This is a genomic window from Rhizobium sp. BK538 (assembly GCF_014197575.1).
Classification (GTDB): Bacteria; Pseudomonadota; Alphaproteobacteria; order Rhizobiales; family Rhizobiaceae; genus Rhizobium.
The window spans coordinates 18,943-42,620 of record NZ_JACIFT010000026.1; the positions used below are offsets into that span (position 1 = coordinate 18,943).

General features: G+C 60.9%; 21 protein-coding genes and 2 pseudogenes. 10 read left to right on the forward strand and 13 right to left on the reverse strand.

Annotation, left to right across the window (positions count from 1 at the left end; genetic code table 11):
- Window positions 1-12: 12 nt before the first annotated feature.
- Together FHX09_RS25335 and FHX09_RS25340 are read left to right on the forward strand one after the other, a co-directional pair.
- Window positions 13-408 carry a glyoxalase superfamily protein gene (locus FHX09_RS25335; RefSeq protein ID WP_132593331.1) on the forward strand — a complete coding sequence of 132 codons (396 nt, stop codon included), beginning with the start codon at window positions 13-15 and terminating at the stop codon, window positions 406-408.
- Between the two features lie 9 nt (window positions 409-417).
- Window positions 418-2,868: a glycoside hydrolase family 2 protein gene (locus tag FHX09_RS25340; RefSeq protein WP_132593333.1), complete on the forward strand. Its 2,451-nt coding sequence runs from the start codon at window positions 418-420 to the stop codon at window positions 2,866-2,868.
- Window positions 2,869-2,983: 115 nt separating this feature from the next.
- Here the strand turns inward: FHX09_RS25340 and FHX09_RS25345 are convergent.
- Window positions 2,984-3,365 (reverse strand): annotated as a pseudogene (locus tag FHX09_RS25345) (PRC-barrel domain-containing protein); the annotation flags it as partial.
- Between the two features lie 249 nt (window positions 3,366-3,614).
- On the opposite strand from FHX09_RS25345, the gene FHX09_RS25350 reads away from it, so the two are divergent.
- The 3 genes from FHX09_RS25350 (at window position 3,615) to FHX09_RS25360 (ending at window position 8,000) form a co-directional block, all read left to right on the forward strand.
- A complete protein-coding gene (locus tag FHX09_RS25350; RefSeq protein WP_132593335.1) occupies window positions 3,615-5,315 on the forward strand; it encodes a long-chain fatty acid--CoA ligase in 1,701 nt (566 codons plus the stop codon).
- A gap of 138 nt (window positions 5,316-5,453) precedes the next feature.
- Window positions 5,454-7,079 (forward strand): glucose-6-phosphate isomerase, encoded by a 1,626-nt coding sequence (pgi, locus tag FHX09_RS25355; RefSeq protein WP_007801948.1) that lies wholly within the window; start codon window positions 5,454-5,456, stop codon window positions 7,077-7,079.
- 120 nt (window positions 7,080-7,199) lie between these two features.
- Complete coding sequence (locus FHX09_RS25360) at window positions 7,200-8,000, forward strand: alpha/beta hydrolase (RefSeq protein ID WP_132593337.1); 801 nt, start codon at window positions 7,200-7,202, stop codon at window positions 7,998-8,000.
- Between the two features lies 1 nt (window position 8,001).
- Here FHX09_RS25360 and FHX09_RS25365 read toward each other — a convergent pair whose 3' ends face one another.
- Together FHX09_RS25365 and FHX09_RS25370 are read right to left on the reverse strand one after the other, a co-directional pair.
- Window positions 8,002-8,928, reverse strand: a complete 927-nt coding sequence (locus FHX09_RS25365) for a carbohydrate kinase (protein ID WP_132593339.1) — start codon at window positions 8,926-8,928, stop codon at window positions 8,002-8,004.
- An 88-nt stretch (window positions 8,929-9,016) separates the two neighbouring features.
- Window positions 9,017-9,706 carry an orotate phosphoribosyltransferase gene (locus FHX09_RS25370; protein WP_007801954.1) on the reverse strand — a complete coding sequence of 230 codons (690 nt, stop codon included), beginning with the start codon at window positions 9,704-9,706 and terminating at the stop codon, window positions 9,017-9,019.
- Between the two features lie 240 nt (window positions 9,707-9,946).
- Here FHX09_RS25370 and FHX09_RS25375 point away from each other — a divergent pair, with 240 nt between their 5' ends.
- Window positions 9,947-11,218 (forward strand): MgtC/SapB family protein, encoded by a 1,272-nt coding sequence (locus tag FHX09_RS25375; RefSeq protein WP_132593341.1) that lies wholly within the window; start codon window positions 9,947-9,949, stop codon window positions 11,216-11,218.
- Window positions 11,219-11,266: 48 nt separating this feature from the next.
- On the opposite strand, the gene FHX09_RS25380 is transcribed toward FHX09_RS25375, so the two are convergent.
- Window positions 11,267-11,917, reverse strand: a complete 651-nt coding sequence (locus FHX09_RS25380; protein WP_184450800.1) for a TetR/AcrR family transcriptional regulator — start codon at window positions 11,915-11,917, stop codon at window positions 11,267-11,269.
- Window positions 11,918-12,014: 97 nt separating this feature from the next.
- Between FHX09_RS25380 and FHX09_RS25385 the strand changes: the two genes are divergently transcribed.
- Both FHX09_RS25385 and FHX09_RS25390 read left to right on the forward strand, forming a co-directional pair.
- Complete coding sequence (locus tag FHX09_RS25385; protein WP_132593345.1) at window positions 12,015-12,839, forward strand: NmrA family NAD(P)-binding protein; 825 nt, start codon at window positions 12,015-12,017, stop codon at window positions 12,837-12,839.
- Between the two features lie 2 nt (window positions 12,840-12,841).
- Complete coding sequence (locus FHX09_RS25390) at window positions 12,842-13,324, forward strand: anthrone oxygenase family protein (protein WP_132593347.1); 483 nt, start codon at window positions 12,842-12,844, stop codon at window positions 13,322-13,324.
- Window positions 13,325-13,363: 39 nt separating this feature from the next.
- On the opposite strand, the gene FHX09_RS25395 is transcribed toward FHX09_RS25390, so the two are convergent.
- The 8 genes and pseudogenes from FHX09_RS25395 to FHX09_RS25430 form a co-directional block, all read right to left on the reverse strand.
- Complete coding sequence (locus tag FHX09_RS25395; RefSeq protein ID WP_132593349.1) at window positions 13,364-13,900, reverse strand: glyoxalase superfamily protein; 537 nt, start codon at window positions 13,898-13,900, stop codon at window positions 13,364-13,366.
- 189 nt (window positions 13,901-14,089) lie between these two features.
- Window positions 14,090-15,197 (reverse strand): annotated as a pseudogene (locus FHX09_RS25400) (GGDEF domain-containing protein).
- A 167-nt stretch (window positions 15,198-15,364) separates the two neighbouring features.
- Window positions 15,365-16,405 carry a dihydroorotase gene (pyrC, locus tag FHX09_RS25405; protein ID WP_183722708.1) on the reverse strand — a complete coding sequence of 347 codons (1,041 nt, stop codon included), beginning with the start codon at window positions 16,403-16,405 and terminating at the stop codon, window positions 15,365-15,367.
- Window positions 16,406-16,494: 89 nt separating this feature from the next.
- The gene (locus FHX09_RS25410) at window positions 16,495-16,842 is read right to left on the reverse strand and encodes a DUF805 domain-containing protein (RefSeq protein ID WP_007801970.1); all 348 of its coding nucleotides are present in this window, start codon (window positions 16,840-16,842) and stop codon (window positions 16,495-16,497) included.
- A gap of 112 nt (window positions 16,843-16,954) precedes the next feature.
- Window positions 16,955-17,581, reverse strand: coding sequence for a nucleoside triphosphate hydrolase (locus FHX09_RS25415; RefSeq protein WP_184450801.1), 627 nt, complete (start codon window positions 17,579-17,581; stop codon window positions 16,955-16,957).
- Complete coding sequence (locus FHX09_RS25420; RefSeq protein ID WP_132593355.1) at window positions 17,578-18,360, reverse strand: ATP-binding cassette domain-containing protein; 783 nt, start codon at window positions 18,358-18,360, stop codon at window positions 17,578-17,580. The genes FHX09_RS25415 and FHX09_RS25420 overlap by 4 nt, the downstream gene beginning before the upstream one ends.
- Before the next feature lies 1 nt (window position 18,361).
- Window positions 18,362-19,426 (reverse strand): ABC transporter permease, encoded by a 1,065-nt coding sequence (locus FHX09_RS25425; protein ID WP_007801975.1) that lies wholly within the window; start codon window positions 19,424-19,426, stop codon window positions 18,362-18,364.
- A 155-nt stretch (window positions 19,427-19,581) separates the two neighbouring features.
- Entirely contained in the window at window positions 19,582-20,607 is a 1,026-nt protein-coding gene (locus FHX09_RS25430; protein ID WP_007801977.1) for a sugar ABC transporter substrate-binding protein, read from the reverse strand.
- A 234-nt stretch (window positions 20,608-20,841) separates the two neighbouring features.
- Here FHX09_RS25430 and FHX09_RS25435 point away from each other — a divergent pair, with 234 nt between their 5' ends.
- Complete coding sequence (locus FHX09_RS25435; RefSeq protein ID WP_007801979.1) at window positions 20,842-22,089, forward strand: ROK family transcriptional regulator; 1,248 nt, start codon at window positions 20,842-20,844, stop codon at window positions 22,087-22,089.
- Entirely contained in the window at window positions 22,073-22,555 is a 483-nt protein-coding gene (locus FHX09_RS25440; protein ID WP_007801982.1) for an RbsD/FucU domain-containing protein, read from the forward strand. Before FHX09_RS25435 ends, FHX09_RS25440 begins: the two co-directional genes overlap by 17 nt.
- A gap of 3 nt (window positions 22,556-22,558) precedes the next feature.
- Here FHX09_RS25440 and FHX09_RS25445 read toward each other — a convergent pair whose 3' ends face one another.
- The gene (locus tag FHX09_RS25445) at window positions 22,559-23,596 is read right to left on the reverse strand and encodes a 4-hydroxyproline epimerase (protein ID WP_132593357.1); all 1,038 of its coding nucleotides are present in this window, start codon (window positions 23,594-23,596) and stop codon (window positions 22,559-22,561) included.
- Window positions 23,597-23,678 lie beyond the last annotated feature (82 nt).

The following is a 23,678-nucleotide window of genomic DNA, read 5'->3' on the forward strand; positions in this document are numbered from 1 at the left end:
CGGGAGGCAGCCTTGGCCAAGATGATTCATTCCATGATCCGCGTTCTCGACGAGGCGCGCTCGGTCGAGTTCTACGGCAAGGTTCTCGGCCTCAAAGTCGCCGATCGCATCGACTTCGATACCTTCACCCTGATCTACATGAGCAACGACGAAACCGGCTTCGAGCTGGAGCTGACGGTCAACAAGGGGCGCACTGAACCCTATGATCTCGGCAATGGCTATGGGCATCTTGCCCTCTCCGTCCAGGAAGTGAAGATCGAGCATAAGCGCCTGATGGAAGCGGGCCTGAACCCTGGCAAGATCGTCGAACTCAATCGCGACGGCAAACTGCTGGCGCTGTTCTTCTTCGTTACCGATCCCGACGGCTACAAGATCGAAATCCTGCAACGCCACGGCCGTTATCTCTAAAAGTTTCCCATGATCGAAAAGACCGAACTAAACCGGGGCTGGACTCTTTCCTGCAACGTTACAGGTCGACGCGACCTGCCGGCTGAGATTCCAGCAAAAGTGCCCGGTTGCGTACATCTCGACCTTCTGGCCGCCCGGCTGATCCCCGACCCCTATCTCGACATCAACGAGATCACCAACGACTGGATCGGCAAGGACGACTGGACCTATCGCTGCACTTTAGACGCGTCACCGGACGCCGGAAAAATCCACGAACTGGTGTTCGACGGCCTCGATACCGTCGCGACGATTGTCCTGAACGGCGAGGAGCTCGGCCGAACCTTCAACATGCATCGCACCTATCGCTTCGATGTCTCGGAGCGACTGAAGCAGGGCTCGAACGAGCTCGTCGTGGCATTTCGCTCGGCATACGCATACGGTGCCGAGATGGAGGCGCATTACGGCTATCGGCCGAATAACTATCCCGGCCCTGGCAACCTGATGCGCAAGATGGCCTGCAACTTCGGTTGGGACTGGGGACCGACGCTGGTGACCGCGGGGATCTGGAAGCTGGTGCGGCTGGAAAGCTGGGAACGGGCTCGGCTTGCAGAAACGCGGGTTTCGGCAACGCTTGCCGGCCGCGACGGGCTTGTGACGGTGCGAGCACGTGTCGAGCGCCACGCCGGCGAGGGCGCGAAGATCGTCGCTAGCATTGCCGGCATCAGCCATGTCGCCGAGTTCGCGGAGGGAGCAGATGAGATCGAGTTTCGGTTGACTGTCCCTGCCCCGCAGATCTGGTGGCCACACCATCTCGGCGCACAACCGCTCTACCCGTTGCAGATTGAACTGCGCGATAGCGTAAGCAATGACTTACTTGACAGCTATTCGAAAGAGATCGGCTTCCGCTCGGTCAGGCTGGATACCGCACCCGACGAACACGGCTCCGCATTTACTTTCGTTGTCAACGACGTCCCACTTTTCCTCTGCGGCGCGAACTGGATTCCGGACGACTGCTTCCCATCGCAGGTGACCGCAGAGCGCTATACTTCCCGGATTGAGGAGGCCAAAGCAGGGAACATCAATCTGCTGCGTGTCTGGGGCGGCGGCATATTCGAGCGCGACGAGTTCTACGAAGCCTGCGACCGCGCCGGGATGCTCGTCTGGCAGGACTTCCTGTTTGCCTGCGCATCCTATCCCGAAGAAGAGCCCTTGCGCAGTGAGGTCGAAGCGGAGGTGCGCGACAACGTCATGCGCCTGATGCCGCACCCGTCGCTTATCGTCTGGAACGGCAACAACGAAAATATCTGGGGCTTCGACGAGTGGGGTTGGCGTCCGATCATCAAGGATGGAGTGAGCTGGGGGCTCGGCTACTATCTCGATGTTCTGCCGAAACTCTGTGCTGAGCTGGACCCGGATCGGCCGTATTATCCAGGCAGCCCCTACTCCGGGACGATGGAGATCGAGCCGAACGCCGATGAACATGGCTGCAAGCATATCTGGGATGTCTGGAATGACCTCGGCTACGAGGTCTATCGCAACTACATCCCCCGCTTCTGCTCAGAGTTCGGCTGGCAGGCACCACCCAACTGGGCGACGATCGAGGAAAGCGTCCACGATACGCCGCTGACACCGACCTCGAATGGCGTTTTCCACCATCAGAAGGCGACGCAAGGCAACGACAAGCTGATCCGCGGCCTCGCCGGGCATCTGCCGGTGCCGCGGACCATGGACGACTGGCATTTCGCCACACAGCTCAACCAGGCGCGCGCCATCCGCTTCGCGATCGAGCACATGCGCTCACACCGCGCTGCCTGCAAAGGCGCCGTCGTCTGGCAGTTCAACGATTGCTGGCCGGTCACCTCCTGGGCGGCGCTCGATTCGGCCGGACGCCGCAAGCCGCTCTGGTATGCCATGCAACAGGCATTCGATCCGAGGCTGCTGACGATCCAGCCGCGCAGCAGCGGACTGGCGGCGGTGGCAGTCAACGAGCGTACCCTCTTCTGGCGTGCGAAGATTTCAGGCAAGCGCCTGCGGCTTGACGGAACAGTGCTGGCCGAATTCGAGTTCTGGCGACTGCTCTGCGACCGCTTCGAAGCGAAGGAGTTTCCGCTGCCGGCTGACATCGCAACGCCAGACAACGCAAACGATGAGCTCATCGTCGTGCAGATGCTCGACCGCCGTGCCTTCCACTACTTCGTCGAGGATGTCGACCTGAAGCTGCCGGCGCCGCAGGCATCGATCGAGGTTAGCCCTTCCGCGGATGGCTATGAGGTGAAAGTAACAGCTGTGACGTTCCTGAAGGATCTCTGCTTGATGTCAGATCGGCTCGATCCTGATGCCGTCGTCGATTCCATGCTGGTAACGCTACTTCCGGGCCAAAGCCACATATTCGGGTTACGGACTGCAACGGCGCTTTCGGCAAGCGATATCACCATTGGCGCTGTGCTGCGCTCGGCCAACGACCTCGTTGCCACAAACTGAAAAGGCCCGTCTGCACGGCGCCCATCCAAGTCGCTTTACCACGCCAAGCGCCATAAAGCGCGCTCTGGCGCAGCGGATATACGCGCGATAGATAGACCGCGCGCCGACGACGTTGCATCCAGTAGGGCGGCACGCCGTAGTAGTCATAAACGCGGCCATTATCCTTGTACCAAGTGTGGTCATCATCCGCATAGCTCGGCGCGCCTTCGATCTTTTCCTTCGTCTGGTCGATGCGGTAGCCGTCCAGTTGTGTGTCGTAAGTCAGCTTTTCCCACGGCAGCGGACAGTGATCGTGACCGATGCCCAGGAAGCCACCGAAGCTCAACACGGCGTAGGCAACGCGCCCATCCTGCTCGCATCAACCGTTCGATCGAGCCGATGTCTTTGCCATCGGCGCCATAGACTCTGGTGCCTTCCACGCGGTCGCTCGCAATCAGCGTTGGCGTATCCTCTACATTCGGGTCACGGCGGGCCGTGTCAGCGTCCTGATGCAGCATCGTGCACCTCCTCCTTTTTCGTTCCTCGTGGTTGGTCCACAGTTGAAAGACGCTGCCCGAACTCGAGGTTCCCTTTAGTCACAACAACCAGCCCCGCAGCGTTATTGACGTTTACGTCAAGGTTAGTGTAACTCTATTCTCAGCTTGAACCGTTCAGGCGATGACATAAGCTGCCGTGTTGGAAGATGGAGGATCGTCCAATCGGTTTTGTCGGTAGGACCGGCCGGCGGCGACAGGGAGAGAGACACGATGAACAGCATTTCCGTCCATCCAGGCGGTGCGAATCCCCAAAAGCCCTGGCTTGCGACCTATCCCGACAGCGTGCCGGCCGAGCTGCCGCCTTTGGAATACGAATCGCTGGCGGAACTGCTCGAAAAATCCTGTGCGCGCTACGCCAATCGTACCGCCTTCTCCAGCATGGGAAAGACGCTGACCTATGGCGAGCTTGAAAGCCAGACGCGGAAGATCGCAGCCTGGCTTCAGGGCCTCGGCCTCGAAAAGGGCGACCGCGTCGCCGTCATGATGCCGAATGTGCTGCAGAACCCCGTCGCCGTCTACGGCATCCTGCGCGCTGGCCTTGTGGCAGTGAACGTCAATCCGCTGTACACGCCGCGCGAGTTGGAGCACCAACTGCGCGACTCGGGCGCCAAGGCGATCTTCGTGCTGGAGAATTTCGCCCGCACCGTGGAGCAGGTACTTGTGAAAACCGATGTGCGCCATGTGGTGGTCACCTCGCTCGGCGAAATGCTGGGCGCCAAGGGTCTGATCGTCAATCTACTCGTGCGCAAGGTGAAGAAGCTCGTTCCATCCTGGTCCATCCCGCAGCACAAAACCTTCAAGCAGGTTCTGGCCGAAGGCGCCGGCAAGGCGCTGAAACCGGCAAACCTCAAGGGCGACGATATCGCCTTCCTGCAATACACGGGCGGCACGACGGGGATCGCCAAGGGCGCAGTGCTAACGCACAAGAACCTGCTCTCCAATAAGCTCCAGCTGGAACTCTGGCTGCAATCGGCTTTCGACAAGAAGCAGCGGCCAGAAGTGCTGAACTTTCTCTGTGCCCTGCCGCTTTATCACATCTTTGCGCTGACGGTGAATTCGCTGATGGGCATGTCGCTCGGCGCGCACAACATCCTCGTTGCCAACCCGCGCGATATTCCGGCGCTCGTCAAGGAGTTCGGCAAGGTCAAGGTCCACATATTCCCCGGCCTCAACACACTCTTCAACGCCTTGATGAACAACGCCGATTTCGCCAAGGTCGACTTCTCCTCCATGGTGATGTCGCTTGGCGGCGGTATGGCGGTACAGCGGCCGGTTGCGGAGCGGTGGATGAAGATCACCGGCTCCCATATCACCGAAGGCTATGGCCTCTCCGAGACGTCGCCGGTGGCAACGGCAAACCGCTTCGATTCGGCCGAGTTTACTGGCTCGATCGGTCTGCCGATCCCATCGACCGAGCTCGACATTCGCGACGAAGACGGCAATTCGCTTCCGCTTGGCGAAATCGGCGAGATCTGCATACGCGGTCCTCAGGTGATGGCTGGCTATTGGAACAAGCCGGAGGAGACGGCGCGCGTGATGACACCGGACGGTTATTTCCGCACCGGCGACATGGGCTTCATGGATGCACGCGGCTACACCAAGATCGTAGACCGCAAGAAGGACATGATCCTCGTCTCCGGCTTCAACGTCTATCCGAACGAGATCGAGGAAGTGGCCGCGATGCATCCGGGCATCCTCGAGGCCGCGGCGGTCGGCATTGCCGACGGGCACTCCGGCGAGGCAGTGAAACTCTTTGTGGTGCGCAAGGATCCGGCGCTGACGGAGGCGGACGTCAAGGCGCATTGCGCCGCGAATCTCACCAATTACAAGCGCCCGCGCTTCGTAGAATTCCGCACGGAATTGCCGAAGACACCGGTCGGAAAAATCCTGCGCAAGGATCTGCGCGGTTAAGTTTGACGGTTGCGTGAAATTGAGAGCCATCCGTTTGTTCGGATGGCTTTTTTGCGTTTCGACAGGTCGCCGAACTTGATTTGCGCCCTACAAAGCGAATAGTTTCCGCGACCCTCTCGCCCTGCAAAGGAGCCTCCCATGAATGCCATCGTCGAACAATTGAAGAGCACTGCGGCCGCCACCAAAGCGACCGATCTGCGCGCCGCCTTTGCCGCCGATCCGCAGCGTTTCTCGCACTTCAGCGTGTCGCTCGACGACCTGCTGATGGACTATTCCAAGACGGCCGTGAACGATAAGATCCTGGCTCTCCTGGTCAAGCTCGCGGAAACGAGCGGCGTCGAAGCCAAGCGCGACGAGATGTTTGCCGGCAAGGCGATCAACTTCACCGAAAACCGCGCAGTCCTGCACACTGCTCTGCGCAACCGCTCCAATACGACGGTGCTGGTCGACGGCAAGGATGTCATGCCTGAGGTCAACGCTGTACTTGCCGCCATGGGCAAGTTTGCCGACGGCATCCGCTCCGGCAGCCTGAAGGGCGCGACTGGCAAGGCGATCACCGACGTCATCAATATCGGCATCGGCGGCTCCGACCTCGGCCCGGTCATGGCGACGCTGGCGCTGGCGCCTTTCCACGACGGTCCGCGCGCGCATTTCGTTTCCAACATCGACGGCGCCCATATCGCCGATACGCTGAAGCTCGTTCAGCCCGAGACGACGCTCTTCATCGTCGCCTCCAAGACCTTCACCACCGTGGAGACGATGACGAACGCACAGACGGCGCGCAAGTTCATCGCCGACGCGCTCGGTGAGGCCGCCGTTCAGCATCATTTCGCTGCCGTTTCGACTGCACTCGACAAGGTCGCGGCCTTCGGCATCGAAAGCGAACGCGTCTTCGGCTTCTGGGATTGGGTCGGCGGTCGCTATTCCCTGTGGTCGGCGATCGGCCTGCCGATCATGATCGCGATCGGACCGGACAATTTCATCAAGTTTCTCGAGGGCGCCCATGCCGTCGACAACCACTTCCGCACGGCGCCGATCACCCAGAACCTGCCAATATTGCTCGGCCTGATCGGCTACTATCACCGCAATGTACTCGGCTACCCGACCCGTGCGGTCCTGCCCTACGACCAGCGCCTGTCGCGCTTCCCGGCCTATCTGCAGCAGCTCGACATGGAATCGAACGGCAAGGGTGTGACGATCGACGGCACGCCGGTTGAAGGCAATTCCGGTCCGGTTGTCTGGGGCGAGCCCGGTACCAACGGCCAGCACGCCTTCTACCAGCTCATCCACCAGGGCACGAGCGTCATCCCGGCCGAGTTCATGATCGCGGCGAATGCCTTCGAGCCAAATCTGCGCCACCAGCACCAGCTTCTGATGTCAAATGTGCTCGCCCAGTCCGAAGCCCTGATGAAGGGCCGCACCTTCGAAGAGGCGAAGAAGCAGCTGACCGACAAGGGCATGGACGACAAAAAGGCCGATTTCATCGCGCCGCACCGCGTCTTCACCGGCAATCGCCCGTCGATCACCTTCGTCTACGACAAGCTGACGCCCTATGCGCTGGGTCGCCTGATCGCGCTCTATGAGCACCGAGTCTTTGTTGAAGGTGTGCTCTTCCGCATCAACTCCTTCGATCAGTGGGGCGTTGAGCTCGGCAAGGAACTGGCGACCGGCCTGCTGCCTGTCGTCGAAGGCAAGGAAAGCGCTGACGGACACGACTCCTCGACGCAGGGGCTCGTTTCTGCACTGGCGAAGCTCGCCAAGTAAGCGCTCGCACAAAGCGATTCAAAAGCTCGCCCATGTCATGTGGGCGAGCTTTTTTGTTTGAAGCAGTCGAACCGGGCTACATTTCTTCGTCTTTACTGCAGTGTTCGATGGGAGAGACGCATGATCGAAACAGACGACGAGCTGGCAATATTCGAAGCGAAGGGTGCCGCGCCGCTGCCCACCGCAGCTCGTGCTGGCTTCGTCGAAAACGACGGTGCTCGCATCTGGTATGAGAGCTATGGCTCCGGCCCCGCTGTCATCCTGCTGCATGGCGGACTCGGCAATGCCGGGAACTGGGGATATCAGGTGCCAGCACTTGTTGCCGCCGACCGACAGGTCGTCGTCATCGACAGTCGCGGACACGGCCGCAGCACGCGCGACGCACGTCCTTTTCACTATGCCCAGATGGCAGACGACGTGCTTGCGGTGATGGATCGGCTGGCGCTCGCGAAAGCCGCCCTCGTCGGCTGGAGCGACGGTGCCTGCACGGCGCTGATCCTCGCCGATAAGCGGCCGGAGCGGGTTTCCGGTGTGTTTTTCTTCGCCTGCAACATGGATCCCAGCGGCACGCTTGAATTCAAGCCGACACCCGTGATCGATCGTTGCTTTAGTCGCCATCGTAAGGACTATCAGGCGCTATCCGCCACGCCCGATGCCTTCGATGGCTTCGTGGCGGACGTGTCGAAGATGATGGCCAGCGAGCCGAACTACACGGCCGCCGACCTCGCCGGCATCAAGGTGCCGGTCGCGGTCGTGCTTGGAGAGAACGACGAGTTCATCAAGCGTGAGCATGCCGATTATCTGGCACGCAGCATTCCCGACGCCGAGCTGATCCTCCTACCAGAGGTCAGCCATTTCGCACCGCTACAGCGGCCGGAGCACTTCAGCCGCGAAGTGCTCGCCTTTCTCGATCGCCTATAGTTCAGAGGCCGATTTCTTTCGCCCATGGGGGATTGGCGCCGGCGCGCGAGACCGTGACGGCGGCGGCCTTCGCGCCAAGCGAAAGGGCGTTCTGCAGAGCCTTTTCGCTGAGCGAGGCAACCTTTTCCTTGGTCAGGAGGTCGTCGATCTTCAGCGAGGCGAGCACGCCGGCATCGAAGGTGTCGCCCGCGCCAACGGTATCGACGACGGTGACGCGCTCGCTCGGCACGGTGACCTTGCGTTCCTTGGTGTAGCCGGACGCCCCTTCCGCACCCTTGGTGATGACGACAAGCTTGACGCCCTGTTGCAGCCAGTAGGCGGCGAGATCGTCGTGGCTGCCCTCGAGACCGAACCACTCCAGGTCCTCGTCGGAGAACTTCACGATATCCGACTTGGACGCCATGCGCTTGATGCGCGCCATGTGGGCTTGCTTGTTCTTGATGAAGCCGGGGCGAATGTTGGGATCCAGCGAAATGACGCGCTTGTCGCACTCGCGGTCGAGCAGTGCCTCGTAGGTCTCGCCGCAGGGGCTGGGGATGAGGCTGATTGCGCCGAAATGCAATGCTTCGCAATCGTCGCCAAGTGCGGGCAGATCGTCGGTGGTGATCATGCGGCCGGCCGTGCCTTCATCGTAGAAAGCATAGGTCGCCTGGCCGTTGACCAACTTGACGAACGCGACAGTCGACGGGCGCGGGGTGATGGCGCAGAGGCTGAAGTCGACATTGCTCGCCTTCAGCGTATCGCGCAGGATCTCGCCCATCATGTCGTCGGCGAGGCCGGTGAAGAACGCCGTTGGGATGCCGAGGCGTCCGAGCGCGATCGCCGTGTTGAAGATCGCACCCCCGGCGTACGGCGCAAAGCCCTTCTCGCCGAGAGTTGTCTCCCGCGGCAGCATGTCAATCAGCGCTTCGCCACAGCACAAAATCATTCCGGCCTCCAGCATTACGATCCATCGATGTTCAAATCGATTAGATAATTTCGTGGCAAAAGCAAAGCGCCGCGACGCAATTCTTCATTCAAAGTGATGAAATGCCCCCATTGCGTCCCGACCAGGCGAGGGGCGCATCAAGGAAGGCCTCCACTTCGCTCAATGTCTTCTCGTCGAACAGCTTCTGCGCCTTGGCGACCGCCAGCACATCGCGCCAGGTGGCGATGTAGTGCAGCTTGACCTTGCCGTCGGCAAAGCGCAGGGCGCCTTCGTCGAAAATGCCGTAGTAGAAGAGCGCGATACCGTGATCGACCACACCACCGGCGGCACGGACAGCATCGATGAACTTGAACATGCTGCCGCCGGCCGTCGTCAGGTCCTCGATGACGAGGACGCGCGAGCCCTCCGGCATGTTGCCTTCGATCTGCGCGTTGCGACCGTGACCCTTCGGCTGCTTGCGCACATAGATCATCGGCAAGCTGAGGCGATCTGCGAGCAGTGCGGCAAAGGGGATGCCAGCGGTTTCACCACCGGCCACGCAATCGAACTGCTCGAAGCCGGCCTCGCGCAACACGACGCTGGTGGCAAAGTCCATGACGGTCGAGCGGACGCGCGGGAAGGACAGAAGCTTGCGGCAATCGATGTAGACGGGGCTCGCCATACCGGAGGCGAACTTGTAGGGCTGGGCAGCGTTGAAGTGCACCGCCTTGATCTCCCAGAGCATCTTCGCAACGAGTTCCGCCATGACTGCGCGGTCGGTGAATGTCGTCTGGATCATCGCTCTCTCCTTTGGTCAAATTTATGGGCCAATAGCAGCAAGCGGGTCAGTTTTCCAGAACAGCGAGCGGTTCCATGCCGAGAATGATGGCAAAAACGCCCTGGTGATCGAACAATGCCCGCGCGCCGCCGCACAAGAAATGCTGAGAGAACCGCGTTCGAGGGCACGGCGGCGCGCAATGCATCAATTCTTTCAGATATTTGCGCTTGCGCGCCCGCGCGGCGGCGATATCGTCATGCCATGGACCATATCGACGTTTTCCAGCGCCTCGGCGTCGCACTTGCCATTGGCCTGCTCGTCGGCGTCGAGCGGGGCTGGCAGGAACGCGAAGTTCGCGCGGGCGGCAGGACGGCGGGTATCCGCACCTTCGGTCTCACCGGCTTTCTCGGCGGAATAGCTGGAACACTTCAGTCCATGACCGGCCCCCTTCTGCCTGCAGCAATCGCGGTGCTTCTGGGTCTCATCTACATCGCCGGCAAGTGGCAGGAGACGAAGGAGGACGAAGACTACAGCATCACCTCGGTCGTGGCCGCCCTTGTGGTGTTCGGGCTCGGCGTTCTGGCTGCCGTCGGCGACATCGTTACCGCGGCAGCCGGCGGCGTCGCAACGACAGCAATTCTTGCGGCTCGCCACAGCCTGCACGGCTTTCTTAGAGGGTTAACGTGGGTTGAACTCCGCTCCGCCTTGCTGCTGCTTGCGATGACCGTGATTGCACTGCCACTGCTGCCGGACGAGGCGCTCGATCCCTGGGGCGCGCTCAATCCTTACTCGCTGTGGCTGTTGACGATCACCATCGCAGCCCTGTCTTTTGCCGGCTACATGGCGATTCGATTGATGGGCACCGGCCGTGGCGTTCTGTTGGCGGGGGCTGCCGGCGGGCTTGTCTCGTCGACCGCCTTGACGCTGTCTTTCGCCCGCTATTCGGCGGAAGCGCCCGAGGGTGCACGGCACCTTGCGGCAGGCGCAGGTATTGCCGGCGCCCTCTCCTATGCGCGCGTCCTCGTCATCGCCAGCGCCCTCTCCTTCACCATGCTGGCGCCGCTCGCGTCCGCGCTCGTCCCGGCGATCATCGGTTTCATGGCGGCCGGCCTGTTCTCGGTGTGGCGTTTCAAGACTGCGACCGAGGCGCCGGAGATCGACCTGAAAAACCCCTTCGAGCTCAAGACCGTCATCTCCTTTGCGGCGCTGCTCGGTCTCATCAGCCTCGTGTCGAAGATGGCGATCGACTATGTCGGGCCATCCGCGCTCTTCGTCGTGGCGGCGATCTCCGGCCTCGTCGATGTTGATGCCATCACGCTTTCCACCGTACGCCTCGTAGGCTCGACGATCGACGTGACGACGGCGGCCGATGTCATCCTGATCGCCGTCGCGGTTAACACGGTGACGAAGGTGGTGCTTGCCTTCACGGCCGGGCGGCGGGAATACGCGATGGCGCTCGGCGAAGCGTCGGCAGTGGCGGTCGTGCTCGGCGCCGTAGGCTATTTCGCGGCGCGCAGCTTTCTGCCTGCCTGAGCCGATTGCACCAAGGCGAGCCCAGAAAAAGAAGCGTGGATCCAGCGCCTACGATAGTCGTGCAATATCGGCGGGCAGCATCCGCTGATAAAGCGCAATCGTGGCACGTCCGTCCGCATCGTCCAGTGAAATCGCGTAACGAACGGCCGCTGCCAGAAGCTGCATGGTAAGCCTGGCAATGGCGAGAAGCTCGCTCTTGCCACGTTCCGGCTCCAGCTTTGCGAGAACGGAAAACAGCGCCTGAGCGTGAAACTCCATGTCCTCGCCATCGACCTCCTGCAGCAACCGATCAGCCTGGGTGGCGACCCATATGTCGCGCATCACGGGCTCCTGCCGGAAAAAAGCGTAGTACTGGCCGGCAATGTTGCAGAGCGCCTGCCGCAGCGTTGCGGCATCCGTCGCCGTTGCAAGCTCAGCCCCGACGCAAGCCCTGCCCTGTTGGTTGAAGCGTTCGGCAAGTGTGCGGATGATCGAACTCTTGTCCGGGAAATACTGGTAGAGCGCCCCGAAGGATAGCTCAGCCCTTTCAACGATCTCACTCATCCTCAACGCATCGCTGCCATTCTTCTGGATCAGTTCCAGCGCCACGGAAAGGATCTTCTCGAAACGCTCACGGCCGCGCTTCTGCTGCGGAATCCGGCGCGGCTGGCCGATCGGTTCCGGCTGTCTTCTGCGCCTAACGGCAACCTCTTCGCCCATTCCACTCTCCATTTTTCACTTGACGAATAAAATAAGAGAGTTTATCTCATTTTGCAAATGAGAGACTTTCTCTTATTTAAACCGGAGGAGTGGTCCCATGCAGAATTCCGAAATCATCGTCATCGGCGGCTCGGGCAAGACAGGCGGCCGCATCGCAGACCAGCTGGCGAAGCGAGGGCTCACCTTCCGCTTTGCCTCGCGTTCCAGCGCGCCTCCATTCGATTGGGAAAAGCGGGCAGACTGGGCCGCGACGCTCGCCGGCGCAAAGAGCGCCTATGTGAGCTTCCAGCCTGACCTTGCCGTATCATGGGCCGCTGATGCGGTTGGTGCGCTCGCCCGCACAGCGATCGACTGCGGCCTTAGCCATATCGTCCTGTTGTCGGGCCGCGGCGAAGAGGGTGCGCAGCGCGCCGAGGAAGCGCTCAAGGCGTCCGGCATCGACTACACTATTCTGCGAGCATCATGGTTCTGCCAGAATTTCAGCGAAGGCGCCTTTGCCGAGCAGGTCGCTGCAGGCGAACTGGCCCTTCCGGCGGGTGCTGTGAAGGAACCCTTCATCGATACCGACGACATTGCCGACGCGGCCGTTGTGGCGCTAACCGATGCCAGCCATGTTGGCAAGACCTACGAACTGACCGGTCCACGCGCGCTAACCTTCCGCGAGGCGGTCGCCGAGATCGCTGAAGCATGCGGCAGGGATATCGCCTATCAGCAGATATCCATGGCAGAGTTCAAGGAGGGACTTGCTGCCGCTGGGCTGCCGAAAGACATGATCGGCCTGCTCGAAGAGCTCTTCACGCAGGTGCTTGATGGCAGAAATTCGCAGGTTGCGAATGGGGTCGCGGAAATTCTCGGCCGCCCCGCCAAAGATTTCGGCGACTATGCACGCGATGCTGCTGCCAATGGAACGTGGAGGGTATGACAATGACACTTGTTGTCAGTATCGCTTTGGCGGCTGCGGCGATCGGCAGCGGCCTTGTTGCCGGCATCTTCTTTGCCTTCTCAACCTTTATCATGACGTCGTTCGCCCGCATTCCCACCGAACAGGGCATAGCGGCGATGAACTCCATCAATGTCACGATCGTGCGCTCGCCCTTCATGCTGCTTTTCGTACCGACCCTGGTCCTGTGCCTCGTGATCGCTGCCGTCGCGTTCTTCAACTGGCGCGGTGGCGTCAGCGTCTGGATGCTCTCCGGCGCAGTGCTTTACGTCTTTGCATCGTTCCTCTCCACGATCGTCTTCAACGTGCCGATGAACGCCGCGCTGGCGGAAGTCAGCGGCAGCGGCGCCGAGGCCACCGCGCTCTGGACGGCCTACCTCAAGGATTGGACCTGGTGGAACCACGTGAGGACGATTGCTTCGCTCCTCGCCTCGATCGCCTTCGTGCGCGCCTTGATGCTCGTGTGAAATAAGGCCGCAGGGGATACCTCCTCCCACCTGGCGACATTACATCCGTTCGCAGAACGTGAGCCGGTTATTGAAGGGGTCGATTGCCTCCATTTCGAGGCCCCAGGGCGCCTCCTGCAGGCCGGGCTTCATGTAGCGATATTGCTTGGCCGCGAGCTCGCACTGCAAGACACGAACACCGGTGACGGGCACGAAGGCGCGGGCGCCGGGGCTGGCGTCGCCGGAATGTTCGCTGAGATGCAGGATCATGCCGCTTCTCGACACCTGGCAGTAGAGCGGGAAATGATCGCCGAAGGGGTGCTCCCAATCCAGCGCGAAGCCGAGAAATCCGCAATAGAACTCCTTCGCCTTGTCGACGTCGAAGATGCGGAAAATCGGGATCGGCGGCTGAATGGCAATCGCGGGCGTTGCCGCTTCCTGCTCTTCAAGCTTGGCCGAAAGGATATTCCACTGATCGAACCCGAACTGCCGGGCAACGATCTCCAGGGTTTCACTATGGGTGAAGTCTATGTCGCGGGTAGCCAGAGCCTGCCGCAGAGCTTTCGCCATGAGTTTGGCGTCGCGAAAATCGCGCATGATTCATTCCTTACGTTGGCGGCAAACAGGATGATCAGTGCCCGCGTCTGCTGACCCGTTCGCCATCAATCGCCAAACGGCAAGGGATGTGAAGGATGTATCTGGATGCATTCACCATCGCGCTTTCGCGCCGCGGGGCGGCTGGCCGCATCCGGCCGACGGCGACAATAGGCGAGCTGAGTTTTTCGCTCAAGAGCCGGTGCGAGCCGCACCCGCCGGCACAGAATGGAGATGGCTTGCGAGCTCGATTCGGTTCCGGCCCGCGCTTGGCGGCGTAGAGCGCCTTGTCTGCGGCATTCAGCATCGCGTCAAAATCCATCGGCGTGGAGCGCCCCGGCGCGACACCGACACTGACCGTGCATGTGAGTGTTTCGTCGTCGAGGTAGATCTCGCGGCCGGCAAAAGCTTTGCGGATGCGTTCGGCCACCATTTCGGCGCGGCCAGGCATGATCTCTTTCACAACCAGCGCAAACTCCTCGCCGCCGAGGCGCGCGGCGGTATCACCGATTCTGCAATTCGCCGCGAGCTCAGCTGCGAAAACCTTCAGTACACGGTCGCCTCCGGCGTGCCCAAAGGTATCGTTAATGGACTTGAAGCGATCGAGATCGAAGATCAGCACTGCGGTTGCCGATCCCATCAGACCCTGCCCGTAGCGATCGAAAAGCGCACGGCGATTCACGAGCCCGGTCAGCGGATCCGTCATGGCATCCAGACGGTGCCGCGCGGCGAGCCGCCACTGGTGAAGTGCCAGCGACAGGGCACCGATGCCGGTCATGCTGGCGATGCAGATCGCAAGGCTCAGATCCTCGGCCCAATTGCTCGGCGCAACGCCCAGCACCATCTTTCCATCGGTGATCAGGACGGCCGCGCACAGAACGAAGGAAATCGCCGTCAGGCAATAGAGGACGGTAATTCCGGTCAGAGGCGCCGGCGCCTCTTGCCGCGCCCGCCAATACTGATAGGCGGTAGCGAAGAGCATGGCAGCGATCGCCGCATTTTCGGCGATAAATGCGAGCCCGTCATAACCGATCAACAGTGGAGGAATGGAAACGAGCATCGCCACCAGGGCGCAGGCGACGGTGGCTCGCAGCGCCAGTCCGCTAGTGCGAAACTGGCAACCGGCGCCCCAGACAGTTGCAAAGCCGGCATGGAAAAGTACGAACGAGACAACGGCAAACACCACCGCCGGATCATCGACATACATGCCGTAAGCAATGATGCCGCTGACGATGAGAACGAGGCCCAAAGTGCAGGTTAAAAGAAAAGTCTCGGAGCGGTGCACAAACCAACTGCCCAGCGACCGGCGCGCCCCATTCGTGCAAAGCCTACGGGTCTGCTATGACGAATGTCTTACTTATTTCGTTAAAAATTCATGCATTTAGATCAGCGATGCCGCAGGCATAGCATATCGCTGCAGCCCTCAAAGAAGAGCGGCAGTAAACATTCCGTGATGACAAAAGATCTTTAGCGTTCAACGTCCCAATGGAGCGGGAACATTGGATCGAAAACGGTAACTACGCCTGCACCGGTTTCGACCTTGCTCGGAAAACTGACGGGGCTATCACGCTTGACCAGCGTTATTCTTTCTTCGTTGACCGGCAGGCCATACCAGGCGGGTCCGTTCAACGACGCGAATGCTTCGAGCTTGTCGAGCGCGGCTTCCTGTTCGAAGACATGCGCAAGGCAACTCATCGTGTTGATCGAAGTATAAATGCCGGCGCAGCCGCAGGCACATTCCTTCAAGGGATCGACGTGCGGGGCTGAATCCGTGCCTAGAAAGAAGCGCTGATCGCCGCTCGTTGCGGCGGCGCGAAGGGCAAGGCGGTGGTTCTCGCGCTTGGCGACCGGCAGGCAATAGTAATGCGGGCGAATGCCGCCGACCAGGATGGCATTGCGGTTGATGATCAGATGGTGCGTCGTGATCGAGCCTGCGAGATTGCCGCTTGCAGACTTGATGTAGTCGACGCCGTCCTTGGTGGTCACGTGCTCCATCGTGACCTTGAGTTCGGGCAGGCGTTTGCGGAGCGGATCGAGCACGGTTGCGATGAACACCGCTTCACGATCGAAGATGTCGACGTCAGGTGTCGTCACCTCGCCATGAACGCAAAGCGGCAGGCCGATCCTGGCCATGCGTTCCAGCACCGGCATCGCCTTCTCGATATCGCGCACCCCGCCATGCGAATTGGTCGTGGCGCCGGCGGGGTAAAGCTTGACGGCGGTAATCAGCCCGCTCGCCTTGCCGGCCTCAACGTCATCGGGATTGGTGTGCTCCGTCAGGTAAAGCGTCATCAGCGGCTGGAACTTGTCGCCCTTCGGCAGCGCCGCCATGATGCGACCGCGATAGGCTTCGGCGTCCGTTGTGGTCACCACCGGCGGCACCAGGTTCGGCATGATGATTGCGCGAGCGAAGTTGCGGCTCGTATCACCGATCACCCCTTCCAACATGGCGCCGTCACGCAGATGCAGGTGCCAATCATCGGGACGACGGATGGTGATCGATTGCATGCGCTGAAACTCCGCGGGCTGGCCTATAAGGTTCAGCCCTGCGCATTATCACCCCAACGCGCTGCATGGCAAACATTTTACCCACCGTTTCAGGCGGGCGCGCCGTATTCATTGAAGCCGGGCGTGCCACGGCTGACATACCAGACGAGAAGAACGATCCAGCCCACCAGCGGAATGACGCCGACCAGAATCCACCAGCCGGAGCGGCCGATATCATGGAGGCGCCGAACCGCGACGCCGAGGCCGGGAAGCAACACGGCAAGACCGTACAGGGCGCCAAGTATTTCGTAACCGAAGAGGACCTTGTCGAGAAAGGCCAGGATCAGTGAGGCGATGACGTTGAAGAGCGCAAACCACCAAAATTCGGGGCGGCCGGCGCGGCCGCTGAAGACGGCGTATTTCGAAAAAACTGTCGAGACTGCTTCCGTGAAACCCATTTGCTCTCCCTCCAGGCATTCCGCTGATAACGCGGAAGTTGCATGAGGATAAACCTGCAACGATTCCATCACGCGCTGCAAGTCCAGTACTTCAGCGGGAACAGCGGACAGATCAGGCCATGTCGAGCGTCACATCCGCCCTGCGGCGGTTGCCGAGGATCAGCCGGCCATTAGGCAGATCATTGCCGTAGACCTTGGCGCTCGCTTCCTCCTCTGTCAGCCTGTAGCCGCGCCAGCGCGCCCACAGCCGCTCCTCGAGCACCTCGATCGGCGGCGCCAGCATGACAGAGTAGTCGAAGATGCCTTCGAGTTCGGCCCATTTGCCTTGGCTGAACAGCAGGTAGTTGCCCTCGACGATGATGAAGCGATGCTCCGGCGAAACGACACGCGCCGAGGCGATGGCTATCTCGCGGGACCGGTCGAAGACCGGGATCAGGACTTCCTGGTCGGCAGGGCGTACAGCCCGGATGATATCCAGGAAGCCTCGAACGTCGAAGGTTTCCGGGATACCCTTGCGCGCCAGAAGACCGCGTTCGACGAGGATGGCATTGTCCATATGGAAGCCATCCATCGGCAGGACCTCGGCCGTTTCGCCCCTGGCTTTCAGGGCATCGGCAAGATTGTCTGCCATGGTGGACTTGCCAGCGCCGGGGGGACCTGCAATGGCGATCAGGAAGCGTTTGATATCGCCGGCGCGGTCGATGACCTCGCCGGCGATTTCGTCGATCGTGACGCTCATGCGGCGACCGGCTCCGTCGGCACGGCTTTGGCGCCGGTCATGAAAGCAACGGCGTCGGACATCGTGTATTCCTTCGGATTGATGACCGTCAGACGGCGGCCAAGCCGATGAATATGAATGCGGTCGGCGACCTCGAAAACATGTGGCATGTTGTGCGAGATCAGCACGATCGGCAAACCGCGCGAGCGTACGTCGAGGATCAGTTCCAACACCTTGCGGCTTTCTTTGACGCCGAGGGCGGCCGTCGGCTCGTCCATGATAACGACCTTCGATCCGAAGGCGGCGGCGCGCGCCACGGCCACACCCTGGCGCTGCCCGCCCGAGAGCGTTTCGACCGCCTGGTTGATGTTCTGGATGGTCATCAGGCCAAGCTCGGAGAGCTTGGCGCGCGCCCGCTTCTCCATCGCCGGGCGATCGAGCATACGGAACCAGCTGCCGAGCAAGCCAGGTTTCCTGATCTCGCGACCCAGGAACATGTTGTCGGCAATCGATAGTGCCGGCGAAAGCGCGAGATTCTGGTAGACGGTCTCGATGCCCGCCTCTCGCGCCTCCATGGGGGACTTGAAGTGGACCGGCTTGCCCTCCAGCGTAATCTCGCCCTCATCGGGAGCGATCGCGCCAGATATGGCCTTGATGAGCGACGATTTGCCAGCACCGTTGTCGCCGATCACAGCGAGAATCTCGCCGGGATAAAGGTCGAAATCGGCATGATCGAGTGCGGTGACGCGTCCGTAGCGTTTGACGAGCCCGCGAGCCGAAAGAAGGGGTTCGTTTGCCATGTTACACCGACACCTTTCTGATCCACTGGTCGATTGCGACTGCGGCGATGATGAGCACGCCGGTGAGCAACACCTTCCACTGCGGATCGGCGCCGAGCATGTTGAGGCCCATCGAGACCACGCCAACGATCATCGCGCCGAACAGGGTGCCTAGGATCGAGCCGCGACCGCCGAAGAGCGAGATGCCGCCGATCACGGTCGCCGTGATGGCCTGCAGGTTATAATCCGTCACCGCGGACGAGGGAGAGATCGAGCCATTACGGCCGATCGAGACCCAGGCTGCGAAGGCGGCAATGATGCCGGAGACGGTATAGACCGTCAGCAGCACACTCTTGGCCTGGATGCCGGAGAGCTTGGCCGCTTCAGGGTCGTCGCCGACGGCATAAACGTGGCGGCCCCAGGCCGTGTGATTGAGGATATACCAGAGCACAAGAACGAGCAGCACCATGGCGATGACGCCGAGAGTAAGCACGGCGGTGCCCAATCTGAAGCTGATCGCAAAGAAATGTAGCAGCGGCGCCTGCGCATCGACATCGGTGTCGCGGATCGTTTCGTTGGCGGAATAGATGAAGTTCGTCGCCATGACGATGTTCCAGGTGCCGAGCGTTACGATGAACGGCGGCAGCTTCACATAGGCGACGAGGAACCCGTTCAGCAAGCCACAGAGACCGCCGACAAGCATCCCGGCCAGCACAGCGATCGGTGTCGGAATGCCGTAAGTAATGGCGCAGTTGCCCATGATGACAGCCGAAATGACCATGATGACGCCGATCGAAAGATCGATGCCGGCAGTCAGGATGACCAGCGTCTGTGCAGCACCGAGAATGCCGACGATGGCAATCTGCTGCAAGATGAGCGTCAACGTGTAGGACGAGAAGAACCGTCCGCCGAGCGCGAAGCCAAAGATGATGATCGCCAGCACCAGCACGATCAGCGGCACGGCGGCCGGGGTCGAATGCAGGAAGTGCTGCGCACGTTTCACAAATGGTACGCTTTGGTGTTCGAACGACGCGACGTTCTTGTCGCTGCCGTCAAGCACCCGTTCGAATTCCTGTGCTCCGGTCATTGTTCCTCCTCCGCTTTCGCGCCAAACCGCGCGCGGAAAGCCCCTGCCCCTTATCACGCCGGTCTTCGTTCGCCGGTTTCTCAGGCAGCAGCTATGGTCAGTCGAAACCGGCCGAGGATCAAGCCCCGGCCGGCGCTAGATTCATATCGCGAGACTTAGCCCCAGCACTTGTCGGTGCCGACCTTCGTGTCGATTGACTCGAGGCCAGAGACCGGCTTGTCGGTGACAAGCGAAACGCCGGTATCGAAGAACGACTTGCCTTCGGTTGGCTTCGGCTTTTCACCGCTGTCGGCGAACTTCTTGATCGCCTCGATGCCGAGCGAAGCCATCAGCAGCGGATACTGCTGGGAGGTGGCGCCGATGACGCCTTCCTTGACCGACTGGACGCCTGGGCAACCGCCGTCAACCGAGACGATCAGGACGTTCTTTTCCATGCCGACAGCCTTGAGGGCCTGGTAGGCGCCAACTGCGGCTGGCTCGTTGATCGTGTGAATGACGTTGATGCTCGGATCCTTCTGCAGAAGGTTTTCCATCGCCTTGCGGCCGCCTTCTTCGTTGCCGTTCGTCACGTCGTGGCCGACGATGCGCGCATCGTCTTCGTCGCCGATCTTATTCGGGTCCTTGGTGTCGATGCCGAAGCCCATCATGAAGCCCTGGTCACGCAGAACGTCGACAGTCGGCTGCGATGGCGTCAGGTCGAGGAAGCCGACCTTGGCATCCTTTGCCTTGTCGCCGAGCGTTTCCTTGGCCCACTGGCCGATCAGCTTGCCGGCGAGCAGGTTGTCAGTTGCGAAGGTTGCGTCGGCTGCGTCAGCCGGATCGAGCGGGGTGTCGAGGGCAATCACCAGGAGGCCGGCATCGCGGGCCTTCTTGACCGAGGGGACGATGCCCTTCGTGTCGGACGCCGTGATCAGAATACCCTTCGCGCCGTCGGCAATGCAGCTTTCGATCGCGGCAACCTGGCTTTCGCTGTCACCATCAATCTTGCCGGCGTAGGACTTAAGCGTCACGCCCAGTTCCTTAGCCTTGGCCGTCGCGCCTTCCTTCATCTTGACGAAGAACGGGTTGGTGTCGGTCTTGGTAATGAGGCAGGCGGAAACATCCGCGGCCATGGCCGGCGCCGAGAAGGCGACACCGAGGGCGAGCGCACCAAGCGCGGCGGAAAGCACTGATTTCTTCATTGAGTCCTCCCTGAGATTAGCCGACCCGCCCCCTGGCGGTGCCGGAATTGACGGGCACGAGAACCGCTGCAGTCTCGCCGACGGCCTCCTCCAAGCCGTTCCGTGCCGTTTGACGATGGCAATTAAGAGCGAAAGGAATTGCCTTGTCAATAAATAAATCCAATTGAATTATTAATTCTATATGGCATGCTCGATGAAAATAGGGCATAGGCCAACAGACGGGAGGAGTGGCCAATGTCGTCTTTGGACGGTCCGGTACATACGTCGGCTCAACCGCCTATTTTGAGTCCGGCAGGCGGCGCGAACCAAATCAGGGTGCGCGCCTATAACGAGCGGCTTGTGCTGTCGCTGGTGCGCCTTTACGGCTCCCAGTCGAAGGCCGATATCGCGCGGCGAACCGGGCTTTCGGCGCAAACAGTCTCCGTCATCATGCGAGCACTGGAGAAGGAAGGGCTGCTCTCCCGCGGAGAGCCGGTGCGTGGCCGGGTTGGCCAGCCGTCTATCCCGATGCGCCTCAATGCCGATGCCGTCTACTCGTTCGGCGTCAAGATGGGCCGACGCAGCGCGGACCTAGTGTTGATGGATTTCGTGGGCAAGATCCGCCTGCAGCTTCACCAGACCTATGCCTATCCGCTGCCTGACGTCTTTCTGGATTTCATCACTTCAGGGATCCGCGAACTCGAAAGCCGGCTCGACGAGAAGCAACGCGGCCGCATTGCCGGCATCGGTATCGCGGCACCGTTCGAGCTTTGGAACTGGGAAGAGGAAGTCGGTTCACCCAAGGGCGCGATGGATGTATGGCGCGACTTCGATCTCCACACCGAGATTGCCGCCCGCGTGCCCTACCCGGTCTACCTGCAGAACGATGCGACAAGTGCCTGCGGCGCAGAACTCGTATTCGGCATCGGGCCGTCCTACCCCGACTTCGTTTATTTTTTCATCGGCTCCTTCATCGGCGGCGGCATTGTCCTCAATTCCGCGATCTTTTCGGGGCGCACGGGTACGGCTGGCGCCATCGGCCCACTCCCGGTGCGCGGCAAGAACGGCGAAACGCTGCAGCTGCTTGAAGTTGCCTCAATCTTCGTTCTCGAGAACATGCTGCGGGAGCGCGGCATCGACCCGCAGCCACTCTGGTATTCAGCCGACGACTGGATCGACTTCGGCGAGCCCCTGGAAACGTGGATCCAGGACACCGCCCGAGCACTCGCGCAGGCGATCGTCGCGGCAGCCTCGATCATCGACTTCAGCGCGGCCGTGATCGACGGCGGCTTTCCCGGATGGGTGCGAGAACGGATCGTGCAGGCGACCATCCACGAAGCAGCGATGCTCGATCTCCAGGGCGTCGTCATGCCCGACATCATCGAAGGCGCAATCGGAGCCCATGCGCGCGCCATCGGCGGCGCCAGCCTACCGATCTTCGCGCGCTATCTCACGGACCAGAACGTTTTATTCAAGGAGGTCGAAAATGCTGAAGGGACTTAACCCACTTTTGAGCCCGGAATTGCTTTCGACGCTGCGTGCCATGGGGCATGGCGACGAAATCGCTATCGTCGACGGCAATTACCCCGGCGTCGAACATGCACGGCGGCTGATCCGTCTTGATGGCCACGGCATCGTGGCCGTGCTCGACGCCGTTCTCAGCGTCCTGCCGATCGACGACTTTGTTACAGAGGCGATCTTCCGGTCGACCGTCAAGGCCGAGCGCGACAGGCTCGACCCGGTTCACGAGGAGATGATCGACTGCTGCGCCCGCCACGAGCCGCACCGACAGGTCGTGCCGCTCGTCGGGGCAGACTTCTACAATCGAGTACGGACCGCTCACGCCGTGATCCAGACCAGCGAACCGCGGCTTTACGCCAACATCATCCTGCGCAAGGGTGTCATCTATCCGGAGCGAGCGGGCGACCACGCCGTTGAAAAGGCAGAGGTCGACCCCTTCACCTATTGAGCGTCAGATCTCGCCGGCCAATGGCCCCCAGACATCCGTCAAGGCAAAACCGCCCGGATGCGGATCGAAGGGATCGAGTGCGACCTGCGAAAGGCCGAAGGTGAAACCGCGGCCCGCGATGGTCGGAATGATCGCGGGGCGACCGGCAACTTCGGTTTCCGCCAGCAATCCGACTTCGAACTCCGAACCGATGATCGAGCGCGACTTGAAGACATCGCCGACCTTTGCCTTGCCGCGCGCATGCCATGCCGCGAGATTGGCGGAACTGCCCGTGCCGCAGGGCGAGCGATCGGCCCGGCCCGGCCACATCGTGGTGCAGGTGCGAACGGTGCCGTCCGCCTCGAGGTCGCGGAACATGACGTAGGCAACGCCGGAGATTGCCGGGATTTCCGGATGGACAACCTCGATGCCACGGTTGATCAGTTCCTTCAGGACCATGCCGGCCTGAACCAGGGCGGCAGCATTGCCCTTCTCGATTGTCAGATTGATCTGCCCGACGTCGACCAGCGCGTAGAAAACACCGCCGTAGCATAGGTCGACCTTGACCTTGCCCCAGTGCGGCGTGTCGATGGCCACGTCGAGCTCGTGCACGAAGGACGGGACCATGGTGAGCTTCACCTTCTCGCATCGCCCGTCGCGGCAGGTCGCGGTCGCCTTGACGAGGCCGGCGGCCGTCTCCAGCGTGACAATGGTTTCCGGCTCCTTCATCTCGACGACGCCGGTTTCCAATAGCGCGGTTGTGACACAGATCGAGTTCGAGCCGGAGCTCGCATGCGCCTGGTCCGGCTGCAGGATGATGAAGGCCGCATCGGCATCCGGATGCTTCGGCGGCAGCAGCAGATTGACAGAGCCGATCGGCGCGCCGCGCGGTTCGAGGCAGAGGAAGCGGCGCAGTTCCTGACCCTTCGGATCAGTGTTCAGCCAGTTCAGCTGCTCGGCGACGGTATTGCCGGGAATCTTTGGCACGCCGCCGATCGCGACCTTGCCGATCTCGCCCTCGGCGTGAACATCCAGAAGCTGGATCGTGCGCTTCCATCTCATCAGTCAACTCCTCTCAAGCCTGTCGCGTGATGCTGGCGCAAATCAACACGAACGGCCTGATATATCAGATCACTGGCGATTG